Raw genomic sequence first — 23,231 nt, forward strand, 5'->3', positions numbered from 1 at the left:
ACCGGGCCAAGTTCCTCAGGCGATGCCCAAAACCTTGAAAACAAATGCGTATTCGAGGGCTACGTCACGTAATCCCTGATAACGACCGCTCATCCCGCCATGGCCGGCACCCAGTTCAGTCTTGAGCAACAAGGCGTTGGTGTCGGTTTTGGTCGCGCGCAATTTCGCCACCCATTTGGCCGCTTCCCAGTACTGCACACGACTATCGTTGTAGCCGGCGATCACCAACGTTGCCGGATAGGCTTGCGCGGTGACGTTTTCGTACGGGGCGTAGGCCTTGATCCGATCATAGACGTCCGACTCTTGCGGGTTGCCCCACTCGTCGTATTCCGTGACGGTCAGCGGCAGCTCCGGGTCGAGCATGGTGTTAAGCACGTCGACGAACGGCACTTCGGCAATCGCCGCAGCGAACAGCTCTGGCCGCTGATTGAGCACCGCGCCGATCAGCAAACCACCGGCGCTGCCACCGCTGATCGCCAGCTGCGATGGGGTCGTGAAACCGTTGGCGATCAGGTGTTCGGCGCAGGCGATGAAGTCGCTGAAGGTGTTGTGCTTGTGTTCCTGCTTGCCGGCGCGGTACCAGGCTTCGCCCAGTTCACCGCCACCTCGTACATGGGCGATGGCAAACGCCATGCCGCGATCCAGCAGGCTCAGGCGCGCGTGGGAGAACCACGGGTCGAGGCTTTCGCCGTAGGCGCCATAGCCGTACAGATAAAGCGGCGTCGGCTTGCCGAGGAACTCGCGTTTGACCACAAGGCTGACCGGCACTTGCGTACCATCCGGTGCAGTCGCCCAAAGCCGCTGGCTGACGTATGCATCGGCGTCGAACGGGCCGAGCACCGGGGTTTCCTTGAGGACTTTCTGCTCGCCGCTGCTCAGAATCACTTGGCGGATCTGTGCCGGACGGTTCAAGGCTTCGTAGCGCAGACGGATCCTGTCGCTGACAAATTCCAGGCTGTTCTGCACATGCAGGCTGTAGGCCGCATCCGGCAATTGCACGCGATAGGGCACCAAATCCCGTGGGCGGACTTCGATGATCGGCAGGCCACCTTCGCGCAGGCTCAGGGTCATGGCCTCTGCGTTCAGGCTCATGCCTTCGAGCATCACGGTGTCGCTATGGGGAATCAGGTTCTGCCAGTCGGCTTCAGTCGGCGCGACGCCAGTATCGGCGGCCTGGTACAGGGCGAAGTTGATGCCGTCGCGGTTGGTACGGATCAGCCACGTCCACTCGCCATCGAGTTTGCCGTGATCGACATCGTACTCATGATCTTCGACCCTCGGCGCCAGGCAGGTAAAGGCCTGATGCGGCAGCGCAGCATCGAGCACCCAGACTTCGCTGGTGGTCTTGCTGCCCAGCGACAACAGCAGTTGCCGTTCGGAGCTTGAGCGGTAGCAATGCAGGAAGAATCGGCCGTCCGGCTCATGGAACACTTCTTCGGCCGCGGTGCCGTCCAGCCGATAGCGGAACAGTTTGTGCGGGCGATGGGTCTCGTCGAGTTCGCCGAAAAACAGCGTCAGGCTGTCGTTGGCCCAGGTCATGCTGCCGTCGCAGTTCTGGAATTCCAGTTCGCTGACGCGGCCACTGGATAATTCCTTCACGAACAGCGTGTAAATCTCTTCGCCCGAGGAGTCGATGCTGTAGGCCAGACGCTGGTGGTCCGGGCTGATGCTGAACGCGCCCAGGGAAAAGAAGCCACCCTTGGCCAACACGTTCGGATCAAGCAGCAGTAGTTCCTGGCTTTCGTCTATCTGCAGGCTGCCATCGGCCGGACGCGGGCAGCGGTAGTGGCGGGCGTATTCGTCGCCGGCAGTGGTGCGGGTGTAATACAGGTACGGGCCCCAGGGGGAGGGCAGCGACAGATCGGTTTCGAGAATTCGCCCCTTGATCTCCTCGAACAGGGTTTCGCGCAGCCCGGCCTGATCGGCGGTTTGCGCCTCTTGATAGCGGTTTTCAGCTTTCAGGTAATCGAGCACCGCGTCGGTGTCGCGCTCCTGCAGCCAGGCATACGGGTCAGAACCGTCGGCCTTGTGGGCAATCGGGGCGCTGTTGACGTTGGCGGATAGGGGCATGAATGGCTCTCGAACAATGTACGGAATAGGGGCTTCGCAACCTGTAGAAGCGAGCTTGCTCGCGAAGAGGCCAGTCATTCAACATTTCTGGTGACTGACACACCGCTTTCGCGAGCAAGCTCGCTCCTACAGGGGTTGCGCATGACAGACAGGTATTGGGACAAGCCTGACGTGCGAAAAGTCGTTACTATAAGCGCCTCTTTGCCTGCCTTGCCATGGACACCATGACCGAGAACGACTATCTGATCGCTTGGGGCCTCTACGCCTTTGCCGCTTTAGGCTGCCTGTTGGTGTGGATGCGCATCACCCGCTGGATGTGGCGTTGGCTGCGTGAACCGCTGCGGCTGCTGGTGGCGGTGTTGCTGTTCAGCCCGACCATCATCGACCCGGTGAAGGAAAAGGTCGCCCCGGCCATCGCCATTACTGCCCTCGACTTGCTGTTCAAGGTCGGCAATAACGCCTGGCGGGCGATTTCCGATCTGTTCATGTACGGCATGATTGCCTTCGGCATTTACATGGTGTTCGTGGCGATCCGTTTTCCCATCGAGCGCGCCTCCAACGCTCGCAAGGAACAGGCGGCTGCCGCCAAGGCAGCTGCGCGGGCCGACGAGCCTGACGACGATCAGCCTTTCGGCGGTGCCGGCGATGATCGTTACGGCCGGCCACCGGTGCCGAGCAATCCTCAGCGTTCGCGGGTCGAACCGCGTCTGTAACCGTGCCCCTGTACTGAATCGAGAGTCCGAGCATGTGTGAGTTATTGGGCATGAGCGCCAATGTCCCGACCGATATCGTGTTCAGCTTCACCGGGCTGATGCAGCGCGGCGGCCGCACCGGCCCACACCGCGATGGTTGGGGCATCGCTTTTTATGAAGGCCGTGGCCTGCGGTTGTTTCAGGACCCGGCGGCGAGCAGCGAGTCGGAAGTGGCGAACCTGGTGCAGCGCTACCCAATCAAAAGCGAAGTGGTGATCGGGCACATCCGCCAGGCCAACGTCGGCAAGGTTTGCCTGTCCAACACTCACCCGTTCGTGCGCGAGTTGTGGGGACGCAACTGGTGTTTCGCTCACAACGGCCAATTGGCCGATTTCAATCCGACCGCCAGTTTTTACCGCCCTGTTGGCGATACCGACAGCGAAGCGGCATTTTGCGATTTGCTCAATCGGGTTCGTGCAGCGTTTCCCGAGCCGGTAGAAGTCGAAGCACTGTTGCCAGACCTGGTGGCCGCCTGCGCCGAGTACCGCAGCAAAGGCGTATTCAACTGCTTGCTCAGCGACGGCGACTGGCTGTTCTGCTACTGCTCGAGCAAACTGGCGCAGATCACCCGCCGTGCACCGTTCGGCCCGGCGCGTTTGAAGGACGTCGATGTGATCGTCGACTTCCAGGCCGAAACCACGCCCAATGACGTGGTCACAGTGATTGCCACCGAACCCTTGACCGAAAACGAAACCTGGACCCGCTACGAACCGGGCCAATGGAGCCTTTGGCGACGCGGTGAATGCGTCAGCCAGGGCAAGACCGAATAAGGATCTCCCCCCCCATGTTGCTCAGTTATCTTCGGCTGGTGTTGTTCGCGGCGGGCCTGTTGATCGGTGTCCAGGTGCCTGGGTTCATCAGTGATTATGCCAAGCGGGTCGAGGCGCATCTGATCGAGGCGCAGACCGGTTTGAGCGGTTTTCAGGGCACGGCCAATCAGTTTTTCAAGGGTGATATGCAGGCGCTCGTGGCCCATTACCGTGCCAGCGAAGACCCGATCTTTCGCAGCGATGCCGACAGCCTGAGCACCTTGCTCACCCGTCAACTGGCCCTCGACAAGCAATTCCAGGCCATGCAAGGCCCGTGGTACATCCGTTTCCTGCAAGTGGCCCTGGCTGCCGACCCGGATATTCGCAAGGAAACCTGGAATGGCTACAGCTACCAGATCCTGCTGACGCCGGAAGCGATGATCTGGGGCATGAGCGGCGCGTTGCTGCTGTCGTTCGGCATTGAATGCCTGTTCCGTCTGATCGACTGGGTGGTGCTGGGCGGCAAGCGTTTGCGCCAGAGCCGGCCGATCGAAGAGCGGGATTTGCGCGGGCTGTAACACTGGATCCGACTTGCTGGCGATTGCCGCGACACGGTATGCCTGGCAGGTCGCATCGCCGGCAAGTCGGCTCCTGTTTTTTACCAATCCACCGAGTAGCTCATGCTCAGCGTGCGGCCTTCGGCATTGGCGTACGGGGCTCTGGCGTTGGCCTGGGTGAACAGGTTCTGGTACGTGCGATCAGTCAGGTTATATACCCCGCCTTCAAGACGACCGACCGGCAGTTGCACGGAGCCGAGCAGGTCCACCAGCGTATAGCCTTCAATCTCGCGTCCGTTGTTGTCCTTGGCGGCGGCATCGTAACTGGACAAATGCATGCCTTGCAGGCGCAGGGTGTAGTCGTCTTCGGTGTAGCCGACAAACAGTGTGGTCTTGGCCGGTGAGATGCGCGTGGCCGGCAGATCGATCCATTTGCCGTTCTGCTCGGTCTCTCCTTTGGCCCAGGCATAAGTGCCACCCACCGACCAGCGATCGGTCGCGCGGTAGGTCAGGCTGTTTTCGATGCCGCGAACTCGCTCTTTCTGGTTGATCAGGCGCAATACGCGATCATTGGCATCGTAGAACTGAGTCACGTCCGAGGTGTTTTCGTACACGGTGACGTCAGCCTGCCACTGGTCCCAGTTGCCGCGCCAGCCCAGCTCGTAACTGTCGACCTTGATGGCCTGGGCATTGAGACTCTGAATGTCGAAGGTGCTGCTGACATCGCGCATGAAACGCTGGATATCCGGTAGTGAAAACCCCTGGCTGTAATTGGCGAAAACGTCCTGGTTTTCACTCAGGTGGTAGACCGCCCCCAGGTTGTACAGGGTGGCATCGTACTTGAGGGTGTCACCGGGCAGCGTTGCGCGTACGCCGGTCTGGACGATCTGGCCATAAGCGATGCTGTCGGAGACCTCGCTTTCGATCCATTCACGGCGCACACCGCCACGCAAGGTCCAGTCACCGATGTCCCAGGACATCTGCCCGAACAGCGATTTGGTGGTGGTTTCGATGTCCGGGCCCAGCTCGTAGGTGGTGCCGGTCTTGGTGTAGGTCAGGCCATTGAGCGTGTATTGATCACCTCGTTGGCGGGAGCGCTCATTATTATAGTCGGCGCCCCAGACCAGATTACCCGTGGCACTCCCGATCGCCGGCAGTGGCGTGTCGATGGCCGCGCGCAGGCCGTAGACATCTTGCACACTGTTGTTGTCGGAGATCCCGGCCCTGCCTCGCGACAGGTCCGGAAAGAACAGTGCATCGGCGCGGCGCCAGTAGCTTTCCAGTTGCAGGCCCTGACCGTAGAAGTCCTTGTCGGTGTAGTTGAGGTTGACCGCCTGGTTATGGGTATAGGGCTGGTCGTCGAGTTTCAGCCCTTTGACCGCCACGGCTTCCTGCCGGTTTGTCGGGTCTTTTGTGTAGCCAGTGTCCTGCTGGTCCTTGTAGTCCTGCAGCGACAGGCTAAGTTTTTTGTCGGCATCCAGTTCGTAACCGAAACGACCTTGCAGGTCATAGGTTTCGGTGTCCATGTTGCTGCCCTGGGAGGTGTCCTGAGGGATGCGGTTGCCGTTGCCATCGAACTGATCGTTACGCTGGGTCAGGTCGGCGGAGACGTACCAGTCCAGGGCATCCTTGCGCCCCGTCGCACTCTGAAAGGCTTCGTAGGCGAAGCCTTTGCGGTTGAGGTTATTGCCGCTGGTCAGGCCCAGTTTGCTGCTGTAGGCAATGTCCTGGCCCTGATTGCGCTTGGTGATGATGTTGATGATGCCGCCTGAAGCACCGGCACCGTAGATGCTGCTGGCGCCGGAGATCACTTCGATGCGTTCGATGCTGGCCGGGGCGATGCTGTTGAGCTGGCGGAAGTTGTCGCGCGTGGCGTTCTGCGATACGCCGTCGATCAACACCAGCATGTTGCGCCCGCGCAGGGTTTGACCGAAGTTGCTCATCCCGCCGCTGGACGGTGCAAGACCGGGGACCAATTGCCCGAGGATGTCGGAGACCCGGCGCCCCGCGCCGCTCTGTTCACGGACCTGCTGTTCATCGATCACCTGGACCGAGCCCGGAATCGAAGCAATGCTCGCTTCGCTACGAGTCGCGGAGACGACGGTGGCTTGCATGTTCAAGGTGCCGGGCTGCTGCTCGGTATCCTCGGCCCAGGTCTGGGCGCTGAAGGTACCGAGCAGCGGGATCAGCAGGGAGAGTTTGGTTCGGGTCATGACGTGGTCTTTTTTAGTTGTGATAAGTGTGGGGCGATAAGGTCGAGCGGTCAGGCGCGGTGTTGAACGAACGCACCCAGCGGATCCCGATGGCGGCGATGGCGTAGGTCAGCGCCACCAGCCAGAAACTGTGAGCCAGGCCGACCAGGCCCATGCCGATCCCGCCAAGGACGACACCGAGCAGCGCGCCAGCCTTTGCCGCGCTGTTGCCGAGGCCGAGCGCAAAGCCTTGCTGGTGTACGGAAATGGTGTTGGCGATCAGTGCATAGGCGACGGGCAGGAGGGCGCCTTGCCAGATGCCCCAGACGAGTCGACTGACGAGAAACCCCAGCCATTCGTTGGCCAATGCCGCGGCCGCCAGCGTCAGCGCACATAGCCAGGCCACGCCTTCGATGACGCGCAAGGTGTGGGCCGGCTGCCAGCGGTCGAACAGGCGTCCCCATAGCGGTGCGGAAACGGCCAGGGTCGCGGCGCTCGCCGCGTAGGTGGCGCCGATCAGCCAGCTCGGGGCATGCAGAATGTTCGCGACGTACAGCGCGTAGAACGACTGCGGCATCATCTTCGCGGCTTGAATCAACACGATTACCAACAGGATTCCACCGAGCCAGCCTTTGGGCAGGGCCACCGGTTCAAGCGCTTTTTTCTTCGAGGTCCGAGCCTTGTCGGCCGGCAGGAAAAAACTCCCCAGTGCGCACAGCAGGCAAATCGCCGTCGCGCCATAACAGAGCAGGGCAAACCCCGAGACGTCCATCAGCCAGCCACCCAGCACCGGGCCGATCAATGAGCCGACGGCGGTTGCCGATTGCAGACGGGCCAGGGTGTGACCACGGCTGGAACTGTCGCAGCAGGCCAATGCATAGGCTTGCGCGGCAGCGAGAAAACCGGCCAATGCGCCCTGCATCACGCGAATACCCACCAGCAGCCACGGGTCGAGGGTGATGGCCGCCAACCCTTGGCACAATGCGAGTGCCAGCAACGCCCGAACAATCATCGGTTTGTGTCCGGTGCGATCCCCCAACCGGCCCCACAGGGGCGTCAGGAGCATGGCCGCCAGCATCGGGCCGGCATAGACCATCGCCGATAACAGCGCGGTGTAGCCGGCACCCTCCGGCCCGAGCAGATGCTGGATCTGCAAGGGCCAGAACGGGCCACTCATTTCCATTGCGCCCATGGAGACAAACTGGATGACGATCAGCAGTCGCAAGGCGCGACCGTCAGAACGCATGGGTGTTGGGTCGCAGCGGGTTACTCAGGCGTCCGACGATGTCGGCATGACTGTCGAGCAAGCGCATGCGCATGAACGATTTGGCGGGCCAATCCTGTTCCAGCAAGGCTTGGTGCTCGCTTTCCCAGCGTGCCGGTTCAACGCGCTCGCGCAAGGTCTCGAAGCACTGTGCAACGTGCGATGCCAATCGCTCCCAAAGGATACTTTCCGGCACATTCCAGTGGCGGGCACAGAGCAGCGTCAGCTCACCGAGGTGGCACATGAAGGTGGTGTGCAGGAGTTTGTCGCGGACAAAGCCGGAGTCGTCATACAGGGTCATTTTCGGATCGTGCAACTGGATATCCAGGCCCTTGGCGTGCAGGGTTTTGCGATCGATACGAACGTCGCCGAAATCACGCAACAGCAGCCGATTCAACTGCCCGTCAGCGCCCATCACCATGAAACTGTTTTGCTGATGCGCTTCGAACGCCACGCCATACATCAGGTAAATGCCCAGCAGACTCGGTACGGCAATCGACAGGTAATCATCGAAGAACGTCAGCATGGCCTCGCTGTCGTCACTGCCCTTAGCCAGTTTTACCCAATCACGCAGCAACGGTTGTTCGAATTCGTTGACGGCGAACAGACTGCCGACCGGCACCGCCAACTCGCCTTCTTGCAGGAGCGTAAGCGGGTTGTCGCGATACAGCACGGCAGCATGCCGGGAACGCTCGTCATCGGCCGGCAGTGGTGCGTAGTGCACGCCGATGCGTTCTGGAACGATGTTCAGCAGACGCTGAATCTGCGGCTCCTGATCGAGAATATTCAGTATCAGTTGGCTGATGCGCGGCCCCATCCGGGCGGAGCGCGGCGACACGGTGCGCTGCACGCTGGTCAGTCGCAGAGCCACCGGCAGTTTGACCATCGGCGCCACGCGACTGGCCTGCGGCAGGACCGTGCGGAAGGACATGGTCGGGTGGCCGGTAAAAGCCACGATGTCAGTGACAATCAGCAGGTTGTCGGCGATCTCGTTGGCGAACGAATGTGGCAGCTCTTCATGGGCTTGCCATGGGTGCGACGGGAGCGGGAGGTAGTCCTTTACGTCCAGACCCAGCTGCTGCAAATGGCGTTGCAATTGCTCGGCAGCCTGTGGGAAGTGACCTTGCCACCAGTCCCAGTAATCGGTGGTGCCAGCCAGCGCTTCGACGTGTGCGTACTGGCGGTGCAGGGCGCACAGGACAATCGGAAAACTCGCTTCGAATTCTGGCGAGAACGCGATGACCTGAGCGGCGCTCAAGCCCAGTTTGGTCTTGTAGTTCGGGTGCCACGGATGGCCAAGCGTGCCCCATTGTTCGAGCAATGACGTCGGGTTCTGGTGATTGGGGCCGGTTTTGAGCCACGCGAGCAGATTGTCGTCGTACTCGGTGTCGATTTGCTCTCTCAGGCGCTCGGTCCATCCATGGTGAAACGCCAGGCACAGGGTGTCGTTGCTGAAGCTGTCATCCAGCTCCCGGGCCAGACGTTCCAGTACCTGCGGGGAGGCTGGCGGGTTGAGCTGAGTGCTAAGGTGAGCGAGCAGTTCGCTGGGCAACTGGATTTTTTGGGGCAGTCTGTCGGGGGTGTGCAGGAAGATGCTGCCGCGTACGTCCCAGCTGTTCATCCTGCCGCCGGACAAGTGCTCGAAGCAAAGATGCGCGCCATCGCCAAGGGGCAGCCAGCAACGGCTGATGTCGTCGTATTCGCAGGTGTCGGGGTTGATCAGGTCTTCACGAAACAGCGCCTGGATCAGGCGTTGAAAACAGCGCTGGGCGGCGGGCTCCAACGCATTGCTCAAATGGTCGAGCGTGATGCAGTGGGACTGGAAAGCCTGAGTGCCAAGCGCTTCGCTCCAGTGAGCGAGCAATTGTTGCTGTTTTTGCGTGTGGCCGCGCATCCGGTCCGACTCCTTCTGGACAATTGATTAGCTGAAAGCGCGCAGAGAATACCTCCTTGAAAAAATAATGCAAATGATAGTGGTTCATATTTACACTTTGGGAAATGTTCTTCAGATTCCGGCCTGTGGTTTGCTCAAGACGATGTAGTGCTCGCCCACTTTCTGCGCATAGCGCGCCACGACTTGCTGACACAACGCCACGATTTCTTCGACCCATTCCACGCCAACCCGCCACGACACCACCACCTGCAAATTCGGCGGCCGCTGATCGATGGCCAGCAACGTCAATTCCCCCCGCGCCAATTCTTCGGCCACCAGCACCGGCGGCAACGCGCCGATACCAAAGCCGTCGCGCAGCAATCGGGTAATCGCCGACACCGAGTTCACGCAGTTGAGCCGCGGCGCCATGACGCCATTGGCCTGCATCAGGGCCAGAACCTCCTGATGCGGATGGGAGTTTTTCGAATAGGTGATGATCCGCTCCCGCGCCAGGTCGGCGACACCTGAATATTCACGGTTATAGATGGAATTACTGGCCACGATCCAGCCCATCGGATGACTGGCCAGCGCCAGGCTGCGCACGCTTTCCTGACGCAGCAGGTCGGTTTGCAGGATGACGTCGAGAAAGCCTTTTTGCAGCTGATCGCAGAGGTTGAGCGCGGTATCGGCCACCAGTTCGATTTCCACCAGCGGGTAGTGATCCATCATCTGCGCCACCAAGGGGCTGAGCCAGGTATGGATCACGGTGTCCATGACGCCGATCCGAACCCGCCCAGCCTTGCTGGAGCGCGTCTCGATCGACTGCTTGAGCGCCTGCATCGTGTCCATCATCTGCTCGGCATATTCGAGCACTTTCAGGCCTTCGGGCGTCAGGCTCACGCCGCGAGAGTCGCGCAGAAACAGCTTCACCCCGAGCTCATCTTCGAGCACGGCAATGCGGCTGGAAATCGACGCTTGGGTGGTGAAGAGTTTGTCTGCCGTCAGGCGAAAACTCTTGAGTCGGGCAACCCAGACAAAGGTTTCGAGAAACTTCAGGTTCATGGGATCAGCTCGTGGGACTCAGCTCGGGGGATAAGGTTTTCTTATGCCTAGGGCGGGTTTTTATTAGTTGGACGCCACAGGGCAAGGCGTCCAAAAATCGACACATCCGGTTCCCACGATAGGCGTCGTCGGGGCTTAGAACAATACCAATAAAATATGCGCGGAGATTTGCCATGAGTGCGCCCGACACCCTCGATATCCCCAAAGCCACGGCTCGCCCCGGGCCTTTCGACTGGTACCGCAACATCAATCAGCAGGAGCGTCGCACGTTCTGGAGCTGCAAGATCGGCTATGCCCTGGACGGCATGGACACCCAGATGCTCAGCTTCGTGGTGCCGACCCTGATTGCCATGTGGGGCATTACCACCGGCGAGGCCGGGCTGATTCACACCAGCACCCTGATCGCCTCGGCCATCGGTGGTTGGGTGGCGGGAATTCTCTCCGACCGCATCGGTCGGGTGCGCACCTTGCAACTGACGGTGCTGTGGTTCGCGTTCTTCACCTTTCTTTGCGGCTTCGCCCAGAACTACGAACAACTGCTGATCGCACGCACCCTGATGGGCTTCGGTTTCGGTGGCGAATGGACGGCTGGCGCGGTGCTGATAGGCGAAGTGATTCGTGCCAAGGACCGTGGCAAAGTCGTCGGCATGGTGCAATCGGGTTGGGCGTTGGGTTGGGGGCTGACAGCGATTCTGTATGCGCTGCTGTTTTCAGTCTTGCCGCCGGAAGACGCCTGGCGGGCACTGTTTCTCCTGGGCATCGTCCCGGCAATTTTCGTGATCTTCGTTCGTCGCTTGGTGAAAGACCCGGAAATCTACCGCGAAGCCAAGGCCAAACAAGAGCCAAGCAATCCGGCCAAGTTCTACGAGATCTTCGCCCCCGGCATCCTTTTCACCACGATCCGTGCTTCGATCCTGACCACCGGCGCCCTCGGCGGTTACTACGCGATCACTTCCTGGTTGCCGACTTTTCTGAAAAACGAACGGGGCTTGAGCGTGCTTGGCACCGGTGGTTATCTGGCGATGGTGATCGTCGGTTCCTACGTCGGGTACGTGATCAGCGCGTATTTGACTGACATCCTGGGTCGTAAAAAGAACTTCATTCTGTTCGCGGTCGGCTCATTCACCATTGTTCTGCTGTACACCCAATTACCGGTCAGCAACAGCGTGATGCTCTGGCTGGGGTTCCCCTTGGGTTTCTTCGCTTCGGGGATCTTCAGCGGCATGGGCGCGTTTTTGACCGAGCTTTTTCCTACACGCATTCGCGGCTCGGGCCAGGGTTTTTGCTACAACATCGGTCGGGCACTGGCGGCATTGTTCCCGCTGCTGATCGGCTTGCTCAGCCAGAAGGTGCCACTGAGCGTGGGAATCGGGGCCTTCGCGGCGGTGTCCTACGGGGTAGTGATCCTGGCGGCCCTGAGCCTGCCGGAAACCCGTGGCAAGCAACTCGACGCTCAATAACCGAATGTCCGGTAACTGATAATCTGTGGGGCATATGCCCTTCGGTTAAAAAGACTAAAACCTACAGGAGCGTTCACCGTGAACCGCCTGCTACTGAACTGCGACATCGGCGAAAGTTTCGGCCACTGGACCATGGGTCTGGACGCCGAGGTCATGCCCTTCATTGATTGCGCCAACATCGCCTGCGGCTTCCACGCCGGCGACCCGAGCATCATGCGCAAGACCGTCAGCCTGGCCCTGAGCCACGGCGTGCAGATTGGCGCACACCCGGCCTATCAGGATCTGGTGGGGTTCGGTCGTCGATCCATGGCTTACACCGCGCAGGAACTGCAGGACCTGTTGCATTACCAGATCGGCGCCCTCGACGGCATTTGTCGGGCGCAGGGCGGGCGGGTGAGTTACGTCAAACCCCACGGCGCGATGTACAACGACATGATGGCCAACCCGGCGCAACTGCGCGCAGTGATTCAGGCCGTGGCAGCCTATGATCGGAGTTTGCCGCTGATGTTGATGGCGACCCGCGACAACAATGCCGCGCAGCGACTCGGCGATGAATATGGCGTGACGTTGTGGTTCGAAGCCTTCGCCGATCGCGCTTACGACAACGCAGGCATGCTGGTGTCGCGGCAGCTGCCGGGCGCTGTGCATCATGAGCCCGAGAAAATCATTGAACAGGCGCTGATCATTGCTCGCGGCGGCAACCTCACCGCCAGCGATGGCAGTACCTTGCATTTGCAGGCCAACACTCTCTGCGTCCACGGTGACAACGCCAGTTCGGTGGCTGCCGTGCGACGTATTCGTGAAGCCCTTGATCAGCAGAGCGCGACATGAAACCTCGGGTAGAAGTGGTAGCGCTGGATTGTTTGATGCTGCGTTTGTTCGATGAGATCAGCGAGGTCAACATGCCGTGGATACTCGCGGCCAGCGAGCGTCTGCGGGAAGCGTTTGGTAAGCATCTGATCGATCTGGTGCCGTCCTATACGACGTTGATGGTGCATTACGATCTGACGGCGCTGAATCCGGGCCAGGCGCGGGAGTTGATCGCTGAAGCCTTGATCGATCTGTCGCCCAACGCTCGCGCTAGCGGTAAATGTCATGTGTTGCCGGTCTGGTATGACCTGAGTGTCGGCCCGGAACTGAATGTGTTGTCTCAGCGCAGCGGATTAACGGTGGAAGAGGTGATCCGTTGTCACAGCGAACATGAGTATCAGGTGTTCGCATTGGGCTTCGCACCGGGGTTCGCTTTCATGGGATTGGTGGAGGAAGTATTGGCTGCACCGCGTCTGAGTACCCCGCGCAAAAAAGTCGCCGCCGGCAGTGTCGGCATCGCCGAACGCCAGACCGCGGCTTATCCGGTAGTTTCCCCCGGCGGCTGGAATCTGATCGGCCGCACCCCGGCCAAATTGTTCGACCGCGAGCGCGACGGCTATAGCCTTATGCAACCGGGCGACACCGTACGCTTTGAAGCGGTCAGCCATGCCGAGTTCATCAAACTGGGCGGTGATGACACGCCGTTGGAGGCCCTGGCATGAGCCGACTGACGATTGAAGCAAGTACGCCGCTGTGCCTGTTGCAGGACGCCGGGCGGTTTGGCGTGCGGCATCTGGGCGTGACACAGGGCGGGGCGCTGGATTGGCGATCAATGTCGTGGGCCAATTGGCTGCTGGGTAATTGCCTGGATGCGCCGGTGATCGAAATCCCTCTTGGCGGGTTCAGCGTGGTGGCCGAGGACGATTGCTTGTTGGCATTGGCCGGTGCCGATCTCGGGGCGCAGATCGATGGCCAGACGTTGGCGCCGTGGCGCAGTTTCAAACTGAGCAAAGGTCAGCGATTGCAATTCACTCAGCCGCTGCTTGGGGCTCGGGCGTACCTCGCCGCACCGGGCGGGTTTGCTGCGCCCAAGGTGCTGGGCAGCAGTTCGACGGTAATGCGTGAGGAACTCGGCGGCCTCGACGGAATGGGCCGGGCGCTGGCCAAAGGTGCTTCGTTGAGTTACTCCGGTGAAGCGCCGCTGCTGGTACGGGAACTGCCTCGTGAGCACGTCCCGAACTTCAAACTCGATGCACCGCTGGAGCTGGTGCTCGGTGCGCAGATTGGCGAGTTCAGCGGGCAAAGCCTGTACGACGTGTTCAACAGCGTCTGGACCCTCGACAGCCGCGCTGATCGCATGGGTATGCGTCTATTGGGAACGGCGTTGCAGTATCAGGGCAAGCCGATGATTTCCGAAGGCATCCCACTAGGCGCGGTTCAGGTGCCACCGGATGGGCAGCCGATTGTGCTGCTCAATGACCGGCAGACCATTGGTGGTTATCCGCGTTTGGGGGCGTTGACGCCGTTGGCATTGGCGCGATTGGCGCAGTGTTTGCCGGGGGCGAAGGTGCGGTTGAAACCGCTGGTGCAGGACGTGGCGCATCGGGAACACGTCGAGTACCTACGCCGGTTTGCCTCACACTGATCGTTCCCACGCGGAGCGTGGGAACGATCGGCGTCCTACTTGGACAAAAACCGCATCCCTTCCTCCAACCCCCGCAACGTCAGCGGATACATCTGATCGTCAATCAAATCCCGCACGATGTTGGTCGACGAGGTATAGCCCCAGGTGTCTTTCGGGTACGGGTTGATCCAGATGAGCTTCTTGTACTTTTCCTTGAAGCGTTGCATCCACACGTAACCGGCTTCTTCGTTCCAGTGCTCGACGCTACCGCCTGCCTGGGTAATTTCATAGGGCGCCATGGCGGCGTCGCCGATGAAGATCACTTTGTAGTCGGCGCCGTACTTGTGCAACAGGTCCTGGGTGGCGGTGCGCTCGGAGGTGCGGCGCATGTTGTTCTTCCACACCGATTCATAAATGAAGTTGTGGAAGTAAAAGTACTCCAGATGCTTGAACTCGGTCTTGCAGGCCGAGAACAGCTCTTCGCAGATTTTCACGTGGGCGTCCATTGAGCCGCCGATGTCGAACAGCAGCAGCAACTTGACGGTGTTGCGCCGCTCCGGACGCATCTGGATGTTCAGCAACCCCGCATCTTTGGCGGTGTGATCGATGGTGCCGTCGATGTCCAGTTCTTCCGCTGCGCCTTGACGAGCGAATTTACGCAGGCGACGCAGGGCGACCTTGATGTTGCGCGTGCCCAGTTCGACCGAATCGTCGAGGTTCTTGTACTCGCGCTGATCCCAGACTTTGACCGCTTTGCCTTGACGCTTGCCGGCATCGCCGACCCGAATGCCTTCCGGGTTGAAGCCACCGGAGCCGAACGGGCTGGTGCCGCCGGTGCCGATCCACTTGTTGCCGCCGGCATGGCGTTCTTTCTGTTCTTCCAGGCGCTTCTTGAACTCTTCGATCAGCTTGTCCAGGCCGCCGAGGGACTGGATCGCGGCCCGCTCTTCATCGGTCAGGGAACGCTCGAATTCCTTGCGCAGCCAATCTTCCGGGATCAACGCCTGAAGGTGATCGTCGAGCTTTTCCAGGCCATTGAAGTAGGCACCGAACGCCCGGTCGAACTTGTCGAAATGCTTTTCATCCTTCACCAGAATCGCCCGCGACAAGTAATAGAACTCGTCCATGTCGGCGAAGGTCACGCGCTGTTTCAGCGCGTTGATCAGGTCCAGCAGCTCACGTACCGAAACCGGCACCTTGGCTGCACGCATTTCATTGAACAGGTTGAGCAGCATGGTTATCGCCCTCTATCTTGTTAAACAGAGGGATCAGCGCGTGCCGCGACGGCTCATGAACGCCAGGCGCTCGAGCAATTGCACGTCTTGTTCATTCTTCACCAACGCGCCGGCCAGTGGCGGAATGGCCTTGGTCGGATCGCGCTCGCGCAGCACCGCTTCGCCGATGTTGTCGGCCATCAGCAACTTCAGCCAGTCCACCAGTTCAGAGGTCGATGGCTTCTTCTTCAGGCCCGGCACTTTGCGCACGTCGAAGAACACGTCCAGTGCTTCGCTGACCAGGTCTTTCTTGATGTTCGGGTAATGCACGTCGACGATCCGTTGCATCGTGACGCGATCCGGGAAGGCGATGTAGTGGAAGAAGCAGCGGCGCAGGAAGGCGTCCGGCAGCTCTTTCTCGTTGTTGGAGGTAATGATGATGATCGGGCGTTTCTTGGCCTTGATGGTTTCGTCGATCTCGTAAACGTAGAACTCCATCTTGTCGAGTTCTTGCAACAAGTCGTTGGGGAACTCGATGTCGGCCTTGTCGATTTCGTCGATCAGCAGAATCACCCGCTCTTCGGATTCGAAAGCCTCCCAGAGCTTGCCCTTTTTCAGGTAGTTGCGAACGTCGTGGACCTTCTCCGTACCCAGCTGCGAGTCCCGCAGGCGGCTGACCGCGTCGTACTCGTACAGACCCTGATGCGCCTTGGTGGTGGACTTGATGTGCCAAGTGATCAACTTGGCGCCGAAGGACTCGGCCAGTTGCTCGGCGAGCATGGTCTTGCCGGTGCCAGGCTCACCCTTGACCAGCAGTGGCCGTTCCAGCGTGATGGCGGCGTTGACCGCCAGCTTCAAGTCATCGGTGGCAACGTAGGCCTGGGTGCCTTCGAACTTCATCTGCTAATCCTCGAACGGTAACGCCGACCTGAACGAGGCAGGGCGGGGCGCAATAATTGTAGTACCCGACTATAACGCGCTGCCCGGTCGACTGTGAACGCAGACGGCTTATTCAGTCTCTGAATGGGGCGTCACATCTTGACTCAGTCCGTATCCGGCTTGGGCCGTTCGTACTGGGCATTGAACGCCTGGATGAATCCATTACGTAAAATCTGCAAAAAAGCCTCGAATGCGCTGATATCTTTCTGATGCACGCTGCCTCGGAGCTGGACGCGAGTGGCGAACTGGTTTTTCGGCTGATTCTTCAACACATTCTCGGTACCCCCGACGAGTGCTTCCCAGATGGAGCGAAAAATCCCTTTGTCTTTGTTCTCCACGTCCTGTTGCCAATTGAACACATCGACATCGCGCAATAGCGGCTTGATATAGCCGGTGAGTTGCCCTTTGTTGGCTTCAGCTTCGATGACCAGATCGCCATGGCCGGCATTGAAATCGAACTTGCCATAAGCCGCAGCGAAGTCGTTCATGCGTTTGAGTTGAAGGTTCCTGGCGCGCAGGCGAAATTCGAAGTCCTGGAAGTCGCTCAACGGATCAAAGGTCGCCATGGTTTCCAGCGGTGCATGCCCCAGCAACAGCGCCTTGCCGTCGAAACGAGCGTCGCGTTTGCCTTTGGTATCGACCACGTTGGTCAGGTTGTAAATGCTGGCATTGACCTGAGTAGCACTCATGTTCACAGGCGGTTTTGAATTGAAGTTTCGAAAGGTGACCCGCCCGTCGTTGATTCGCACTTCGTTCAGGGTAATCGGCAGCAGTTTTTCTAATTGTGCCCGCCAGTCGGTGCCCCGACCGGTCTGGGAGTTTTTCCTGTTACCACCATCAACGAAGTTCACCTCGGGTTTTTCAAACTGCGCCTCGGCCACCACAGCGTGGTCGTACCAGAGCGAATGCCAGCTGACGGAGAGGTCTATCAATGGCGCGTTGACGAAAGGCACCGGAACCTTGCCGTCGACCTTGACGATTTTCAGTCCATTGATCTTGTAAGCGCCGCGCCACAGGGCCAGGTCCACGTCGGTAATCTGCCCGCGGTAGTCACCCATGTTCGCCAATCTCTCGTTGAGGTAATCGCGCACCATGTAGGGCAGGGCAATGTGCAGGGCAACCAGCAGCAGAACGAGGCCGGCGAGGGTCCACAAGGGCCAACTGTATCGACGCTTCATGGCGGCAAATCTCTGGCGGTATAAAGCGATTGACTGCTGGGGTAAGCGGACGTTCGACTGACTGGACGACCACGGGTAACAGGCATACCTTGGAGTGCTTATTCAATGCTGTACAAGGACCCAGCCATGAGCCGTATTTTTGCTGACAACGCCCATTCCATTGGCAATACGCCGCTGGTGCAGATCAACCGTATCGCTCCGCGCGGTGTGACCATTCTGGCCAAGATCGAGGGGCGTAACCCTGGTTACTCGGTCAAGTGCCGGATCGGCGCGAACATGATCTGGGAGGCCGAAAGCAGCGGCAAACTCAAGCCTGGCATGACGATCATCGAACCGACCTCTGGCAATACCGGCATCGGCCTGGCATTTGTTGCCGCCGCCCGCGGTTACCGGTTGGTGCTGACCATGCCGGCATCCATGAGCATCGAACGACGCAAGGTGCTCAAGGCCCTTGGCGCCGAACTGGTGTTGACGGAGCCGGCCAAAGGCATGAAAGGTGCGATCGAGAAAGCCAGCGAAATCCTCGCCAGCGACCCGTCCACCTACTTCATGCCGGCGCAGTTCGAAAACCCGGCCAACCCGGCCATCCACGAAAAAACCACCGGGCCGGAAATCTGGAACGACACCGACGGCGCAGTCGACGTATTGGTGGCGGGCGTCGGAACAGGTGGAACCATTACCGGGGTTTCGCGGTATATCAAGAATACCCAGGGCAAGCCGATAATCTCGGTGGCGGTGGAGCCGCTGGTGTCTCCAGTGATCACCCAGACGATTGCCGGGGAAGAGATCAAACCGAGCCCCCACAAAATTCAGGGCATCGGCGCTGGTTTTGTGCCGAAGAACCTGGATCTGTCGATGGTCGATCGGGTGGAGCTGGTCAGCGACGATGAGTCCAAGGCGATGGCCTTGCGCCTGATGCAGGAAGAAGGGATTTTGAGCGGTATCTCGTGCGGCGCCGCCATGGCGGTGGCTGTGCGGCTGGCCGAAACCCCGGAAATGCAGGGCAAGACCATCGTGGTGATCCTGCCAGACTCTGGCGAGCGCTACCTGTCGAGCATGCTGTTCAGTGATTTGTTTACCGAACAGGAAAATCAGCAGTAACGTTTTACGGCTACTTCGCAGCCGGACAGGAGCAAGCCTCAAAGCCGGTAAACCAAGAAATTTAGCGACGAAAGTCCTGTAGGAGCGAGGCTTGCCCGCGAAGAATGCACCGCGGTTTTTCAGGTATTACGCGCCATCGTTCTTCGCGGGCAAGCCACGCTCCTACAGATCGAGGTGATTCAGGTCAGCCCCCGTTCAGGAACCTTGTGCTAATAGATGTTTATTGCGTAATCCTTAACACTGAGTTATGCGGGTTTTTCCGAGGCCGGTAGTGTTGAACATGGCCGATTGCCGCGTCGGGTAAATGGCGTTGTGCAAAGTTACTATCAAGGAGTTGTAGATGAGCTTTTCCTTCGTCGCGAAGGCTTCGGTGTTGTTGCTATTCCTTGGCAGCACGCTCTATGTGCACTTTCGCGGCAAGGCGCGTTTGCCGGTCCTGCGTCAGTTCGTCAATCATTCAGCCTTGTTTGCACCCTATAACGCCCTGATGTACCTGTTCTCCGGCGTACCGTCCAAACCCTACCTGGACCGCAGCAAGTTTCCCGAACTGGATGTGCTCAGGAACAATTGGGAAGTTATCCGCGACGAAGCCATGCACTTGTTCGACGAGGGCTACATTCGCGCTGCCGAAAATAACAACGACGCCGGTTTCGGTTCATTCTTCAGGAAGGGCTGGAAGCGTTTTTACCTCAAATGGTACGACAAACCGCTGCCATCGGCCGAAGCCTTGTGCCCGAAAACCGTGGCGTTGGTCAGTAGTATTCCCAATGTCAAAGGCGCCATGTTTGCGCTGCTGCCCGGTGGCAGTCATCTCAACCCGCATCGCGATCCGTTCGCCGGTTCCCTGCGTTATCACCTGGGGCTGTCGACACCGAACTCCGACGATTGCCGCATCTTCGTTGATGGTCAGGTTTACGCCTGGCGTGATGGTGAAGATGTGATGTTCGATGAAACCTACGTGCATTGGGTCAAGAACGAAACCGAGCAAACCCGCGTCATCCTTTTTTGTGACATCGAACGACCGATGAGCAATCGTCTCATGACCCGTCTCAACCGCTGGATCAGCGGCTTGCTGGGGCGCGCCACTGCCCCCCAGAACCTTGATGAGCGCGTTGGCGGGATCAATCAGGCCTATGCCTGGAGCAAGAGCTCAAGTGACAAATTCAGCGGTATGGTCAAACAGTGGAAACGCCGCAATCCCAAGGCCTACCGCGTACTGCGGCCGGTGCTGGCGGTGGTGGTGTTGACGTTGTTGGGGTATTGGCTGTTTGGTTGAGGCCGATCACAGGATGAAAAACCGCTCCTTGAGAGCGGTTTTTTTTGCCCGCGAGTTTTAGGGCCGCCCGGCGAGCAGGCTAGGCTCTTCGGTTTCGGTACCCATCGCAACAACCTGCAGAATGCGCCGTTGACTGGCTGTCAGCTCTACAGCAATGGGCTTGTTTTCTGTAGTGGGCGAGCTCTTCCTTGTGGGGGACTTTTTGATCACTTTGCGCATCTTCCCTCCGCTATTGGTTATTAATTGAACAATTTTCACGATGCTAGGCTTTCCACTGCTTTGACAAGTCGGCCTTCAGCATCGAAGTAAAAAGCGAGTTGTTGGTAAATAGAAATTGCACCTTCCAGCGGCTCCTGAACTTCGATGAACCTGCTGCCGATGATTTGGGCGTACTGTTCAATGATCAATATGGCCAATGGCGCAATACGGTTTTTCAAAGGATGCACTCCTCTGGGACATCCCTCCAATCGCACGATGCGAATTCGTTGCCGACTGTTATTTGGATTCGCGAAGCATAATCCGCACAGTTCTTCATCGAACCAAATGGAGAGGTCCAGAGCCAACGGGCTCCCTCGCTTTCCACCCAACGACCTCTCGCCATGAAAAATGTGGATCGTCCCAGAGCTCAAAAGCATTCAATGCCTGTTCGTTGATCGCTTCAAAACGTACTCTGGATAAATTGAGAGCTGTGGGGCCGGCCAGCTCCCGTTCATGTTGCAGTTGGGCAAGATTAACGCCAGCGAGCTTTCTAGCCCTTGACCGATACAACTGATACCGAAGATGAGTCCGTTCCCTGGGCATTTGATCTCTTGCATTCCATGTCCCCCATCACGGGCGATTCCATTTTTCCCAGAGTATGCAGCGCTTCTCCGGCTGTCTTTACTGGCCCTTTGTCCAAGTCATTGCAATCCATGTCACGCGCTGGTTATAGTCGGCGCTCGGTGGTTTTCTGAACCCCCCATTCACCCATCAAAAAGATCAGCCCATGCCAGCTTCTCCCATAAACGCGGTAGTCGATTCAGCGGTCAACGCTGGCGTCGTGCCGTGCGGGGATCAGCAGCCTGCGCAGATCAGTCATTACCCTCCACCTGTCAGTAGCACGCCGGTGTGCGCAGTCGTATCACCGCCGGGCGTTAGCTTCTCGGGCTGATCAGCTTTTTTCTGCTGTTCCCATGCCCGTCTGAAAAAGCGCCTGAAAAAACTACTGAATTTCAGCTTCGGCTGAGTTGGCTTTTTGCCTGACTACAGGTGGTATTCATGTTTGTCCTTTCGAAAAAATCCGCGCTCGCGGCGGCGTCCACGAGCCTGTTCGTTTTGCTGTGGAGCAGCGGGGCGATCTTCTCCAAATGGGGCCTGGCCCATGCGTCACCCTTTGCCTTTCTACTGGTTCGTTTCTCCATTGCCTTGTGCGGGCTGGTGCTACTGGCGCCGTTGCTCAAGCTGAAACTGCCCAAGGGCGGCAAGCCGATGTTGTATGCGATGGCCACGGGCGTGGTGTTGCTGGGGGCTTATCAGATTTTCTATCTGTTGGCTCTCGACCTCAAAGTCACGCCGGGGATGATGGCAACCATCATGGGCGTTCAACCGATTCTCACCGTAGTGATCATGGAGCGGCACCGATCAATAAGCCGGATGTTCGGTCTGGCATTGGGCTTGGCCGGGTTGATCATGGTGGTCTATCAGGGCATCGGGCTGGCCGGCATGTCGTTGGCCGGAATGCTCTTCGGTCTGTTGGCGCTGGCGAGCATGACGTTCGGTTCGATCATGCAGAAACGCATCACCGACAATCCCCTCGGCACACTGCCGGTGCAATATCTGGCCGGGCTGTTGTTGTGCGGCGTGTTTGTGCCGTTCCAGCCATTTAACTTCGAACAGAGCACCGGTTTTATCGTGCCGGTGTTGTGGATGGGCCTGGTGGTGTCGGTGCTGGCGACATTGCTGCTGTATCGGCTGATTGCACGAGGCAATCTGGTGAATGTCACCAGCCTGTTTTACCTGGTGCCAGCGGTGACGGCGGTCATGGACTACCTGATTTTTGGCAATCGCCTGGCGGCGTTAAGTCTGTTGGGCATGGGGCTGATCATCGTCGGCCTGGTGTTTGTGTTCCGTAAGAGCGGTTGAAACCGAAAGGCCCGGGGCATGAGCTCCGGGCCTTGTTTATCTGGCAACCACCTCAACCTGTTTCACCACCGCCGTCTTCAACACCAGCCACAACGCCACCGCAATCAACACCCCACCATAGAGATGCGCCATCGACAAAGGCTCATCCAGCAACAGCGCCCCCCACAACACGCCGAACGGCGGGATCATGAAGGTCACGGTCATCGATTTGACCGGGCCAATCGAGCTGAGCAAACGGAAGTAAATAATGTAGGCAAAGGCCGTGCATACCAAACCCAACCCCATCAACGACAACCAGACACTCCAGCCGCCCCAGCTCGCCGGTGGCTGGCTGATCACGCTGTAGCCGAACAGCGGCAGCAAAAACAAGGTCGCGCCGAGCATGCTTCCCAAGGCCGAAAGACGACTGTCGAGGCCGCCGGCATGGTCGAGCCAGCGCCGGGCGAGGAACCCGGCAAAGCCATAGCAGGTGGTGGCCATCAGGCACGCCAATGCGCCCATCAGCAGTTCCATGTTGAACGCCACCGGCCCGGCACGGGTGAGGATGCCGACGCCGAACAGGCCGAGAAATACCCCGCCCAGCTTGGCGGCGGTGAGTTTTTCATGGAAGAACAGCCCGCCAATCAACACCCCCATCAAAGGCGTGGTGGCATTGAAAATCGCCGAGTAACCGGCCGGCAGCACTTGGGCGGCCACGGAATAGAGGGTCGCTGGAATCCCTGAGTTGATCAGCCCGAGCAGCATCACCGTTTTGAGTTTGCCTTTGAAATCCCAGCTGATGCGCATCAGCCCAAGGATCACCAGCAGCCCGACGGCGGCAATCGATACGCGGAAAAAAGCAGTGGGGATTGTGCCAATCACTGGGGCAATAACGCGCATGAACAGAAAGCTCGCACCCCAAATGGCGGCAAGCGACAACATACGCAGGATATCGACGGGGTTCACAGCACTTTCCTTCCTTGATTGGCGAGCAAGTGTCGCGCCAGTCG

At 58.9% G+C, this 23,231-nt stretch carries 20 protein-coding genes; 10 read left to right on the plus strand and 10 right to left on the minus strand.

The features are described 5' to 3' along the window. Positions 1-15 precede the first annotated feature (15 nt). Positions 16-2,070 carry a S9 family peptidase gene (locus CKW20_RS02605; protein ID WP_095051528.1) on the minus strand — a complete coding sequence of 685 codons (2,055 nt, stop codon included), beginning with the start codon at positions 2,068-2,070 and terminating at the stop codon, positions 16-18. Positions 2,071-2,285: 215 nt separating this feature from the next. Here CKW20_RS02605 and CKW20_RS02610 point away from each other — a divergent pair, with 215 nt between their 5' ends. Genes CKW20_RS02610 through CKW20_RS02620 form a run of 3 tightly spaced genes read left to right on the plus strand, consistent with a single transcriptional unit; the run spans position 2,286 to position 4,149 of the window. Next, positions 2,286-2,783 (plus strand): MFS transporter, encoded by a 498-nt coding sequence (locus CKW20_RS02610; RefSeq protein WP_095051529.1) that lies wholly within the window; start codon positions 2,286-2,288, stop codon positions 2,781-2,783. A 32-nt stretch (positions 2,784-2,815) separates the two neighbouring features. Further along, entirely contained in the window at positions 2,816-3,592 is a 777-nt protein-coding gene (locus CKW20_RS02615) for a class II glutamine amidotransferase (RefSeq protein WP_095051530.1), read from the plus strand. A 14-nt stretch (positions 3,593-3,606) separates the two neighbouring features. After that, positions 3,607-4,149: a DUF2937 family protein gene (locus CKW20_RS02620; RefSeq protein WP_030132625.1), complete on the plus strand. Its 543-nt coding sequence runs from the start codon at positions 3,607-3,609 to the stop codon at positions 4,147-4,149. 80 nt (positions 4,150-4,229) lie between these two features. On the opposite strand, the gene CKW20_RS02625 is transcribed toward CKW20_RS02620, so the two are convergent. The 4 genes from CKW20_RS02625 to CKW20_RS02640 form a co-directional block, all read right to left on the minus strand. Further along, positions 4,230-6,341: a TonB-dependent receptor gene (locus tag CKW20_RS02625; protein ID WP_095051531.1), complete on the minus strand. Its 2,112-nt coding sequence runs from the start codon at positions 6,339-6,341 to the stop codon at positions 4,230-4,232. Positions 6,342-6,354: 13 nt separating this feature from the next. Next, entirely contained in the window at positions 6,355-7,566 is a 1,212-nt protein-coding gene (locus CKW20_RS02630; protein ID WP_095051532.1) for an MFS transporter, read from the minus strand. Then, positions 7,556-9,478 (minus strand): IucA/IucC family siderophore biosynthesis protein, encoded by a 1,923-nt coding sequence (locus CKW20_RS02635; protein WP_095051533.1) that lies wholly within the window; start codon positions 9,476-9,478, stop codon positions 7,556-7,558. The genes CKW20_RS02630 and CKW20_RS02635 overlap by 11 nt, the downstream gene beginning before the upstream one ends. Before the next feature lie 111 nt (positions 9,479-9,589). After that, complete coding sequence (locus CKW20_RS02640) at positions 9,590-10,519, minus strand: LysR family transcriptional regulator (protein WP_095051534.1); 930 nt, start codon at positions 10,517-10,519, stop codon at positions 9,590-9,592. Positions 10,520-10,692: 173 nt separating this feature from the next. Between CKW20_RS02640 and CKW20_RS02645 the strand changes: the two genes are divergently transcribed. From CKW20_RS02645 to CKW20_RS02660, 4 genes are all read left to right on the plus strand, one after another. After that, positions 10,693-11,979 (plus strand): MFS transporter, encoded by a 1,287-nt coding sequence (locus tag CKW20_RS02645; RefSeq protein WP_095051535.1) that lies wholly within the window; start codon positions 10,693-10,695, stop codon positions 11,977-11,979. Between the two features lie 78 nt (positions 11,980-12,057). Beyond that, positions 12,058-12,810, plus strand: coding sequence for a 5-oxoprolinase subunit PxpA (locus CKW20_RS02650; RefSeq protein WP_095051536.1), 753 nt, complete (start codon positions 12,058-12,060; stop codon positions 12,808-12,810). Continuing rightward, positions 12,807-13,511: a 5-oxoprolinase subunit PxpB gene (gene pxpB / locus CKW20_RS02655; protein ID WP_095051537.1), complete on the plus strand. Its 705-nt coding sequence runs from the start codon at positions 12,807-12,809 to the stop codon at positions 13,509-13,511. The genes CKW20_RS02650 and pxpB overlap by 4 nt, the downstream gene beginning before the upstream one ends. Further along, positions 13,508-14,434, plus strand: coding sequence for a biotin-dependent carboxyltransferase family protein (locus CKW20_RS02660; protein ID WP_095051538.1), 927 nt, complete (start codon positions 13,508-13,510; stop codon positions 14,432-14,434). The genes pxpB and CKW20_RS02660 overlap by 4 nt, the downstream gene beginning before the upstream one ends. Before the next feature lie 35 nt (positions 14,435-14,469). On the opposite strand, the gene CKW20_RS02665 is transcribed toward CKW20_RS02660, so the two are convergent. The 3 genes from CKW20_RS02665 to CKW20_RS02675 all read right to left on the minus strand — a co-directional run bounded on the left by CKW20_RS02665 (position 14,470) and on the right by CKW20_RS02675 (position 17,744). Next, positions 14,470-15,648, minus strand: a complete 1,179-nt coding sequence (locus tag CKW20_RS02665) for a VWA domain-containing protein (protein WP_095051539.1) — start codon at positions 15,646-15,648, stop codon at positions 14,470-14,472. Positions 15,649-15,681: 33 nt separating this feature from the next. Continuing rightward, positions 15,682-16,527: a MoxR family ATPase gene (locus tag CKW20_RS02670; protein ID WP_007898718.1), complete on the minus strand. Its 846-nt coding sequence runs from the start codon at positions 16,525-16,527 to the stop codon at positions 15,682-15,684. 143 nt (positions 16,528-16,670) lie between these two features. Then, positions 16,671-17,744, minus strand: a complete 1,074-nt coding sequence (locus tag CKW20_RS02675) for a DUF748 domain-containing protein (protein ID WP_095051540.1) — start codon at positions 17,742-17,744, stop codon at positions 16,671-16,673. A gap of 126 nt (positions 17,745-17,870) precedes the next feature. On the opposite strand from CKW20_RS02675, the gene cysK reads away from it, so the two are divergent. Both cysK and CKW20_RS02685 read left to right on the plus strand, forming a co-directional pair. Then, positions 17,871-18,845 carry a cysteine synthase A gene (gene cysK / locus CKW20_RS02680; RefSeq protein ID WP_095052245.1) on the plus strand — a complete coding sequence of 325 codons (975 nt, stop codon included), beginning with the start codon at positions 17,871-17,873 and terminating at the stop codon, positions 18,843-18,845. A gap of 340 nt (positions 18,846-19,185) precedes the next feature. After that, on the plus strand, positions 19,186-20,121 hold the full coding sequence (locus CKW20_RS02685; RefSeq protein ID WP_095051541.1) for an aspartyl/asparaginyl beta-hydroxylase domain-containing protein: 936 nt from the start codon (positions 19,186-19,188) through the stop codon (positions 20,119-20,121). 254 nt (positions 20,122-20,375) lie between these two features. Here the strand turns inward: CKW20_RS02685 and CKW20_RS30090 are convergent, their stop codons facing one another. Continuing rightward, a complete protein-coding gene (locus CKW20_RS30090) occupies positions 20,376-20,558 on the minus strand; it encodes a hypothetical protein (RefSeq protein ID WP_371857391.1) in 183 nt (60 codons plus the stop codon). 820 nt (positions 20,559-21,378) lie between these two features. On the opposite strand from CKW20_RS30090, the gene CKW20_RS02700 reads away from it, so the two are divergent. Further along, complete coding sequence (locus tag CKW20_RS02700) at positions 21,379-22,242, plus strand: DMT family transporter (RefSeq protein WP_095051543.1); 864 nt, start codon at positions 21,379-21,381, stop codon at positions 22,240-22,242. A gap of 36 nt (positions 22,243-22,278) precedes the next feature. Here the strand turns inward: CKW20_RS02700 and CKW20_RS02705 are convergent, their stop codons facing one another. Further along, the gene (locus CKW20_RS02705; RefSeq protein WP_095051544.1) at positions 22,279-23,187 is read right to left on the minus strand and encodes a DMT family transporter; all 909 of its coding nucleotides are present in this window, start codon (positions 23,185-23,187) and stop codon (positions 22,279-22,281) included. Between the last annotated feature and the right edge of the window lie 44 nt (positions 23,188-23,231).

The organism is Pseudomonas sp. Irchel s3b2 (genome assembly GCF_900187445.1).
GTDB lineage: Bacteria > Pseudomonadota > Gammaproteobacteria > Pseudomonadales > Pseudomonadaceae > Aquipseudomonas.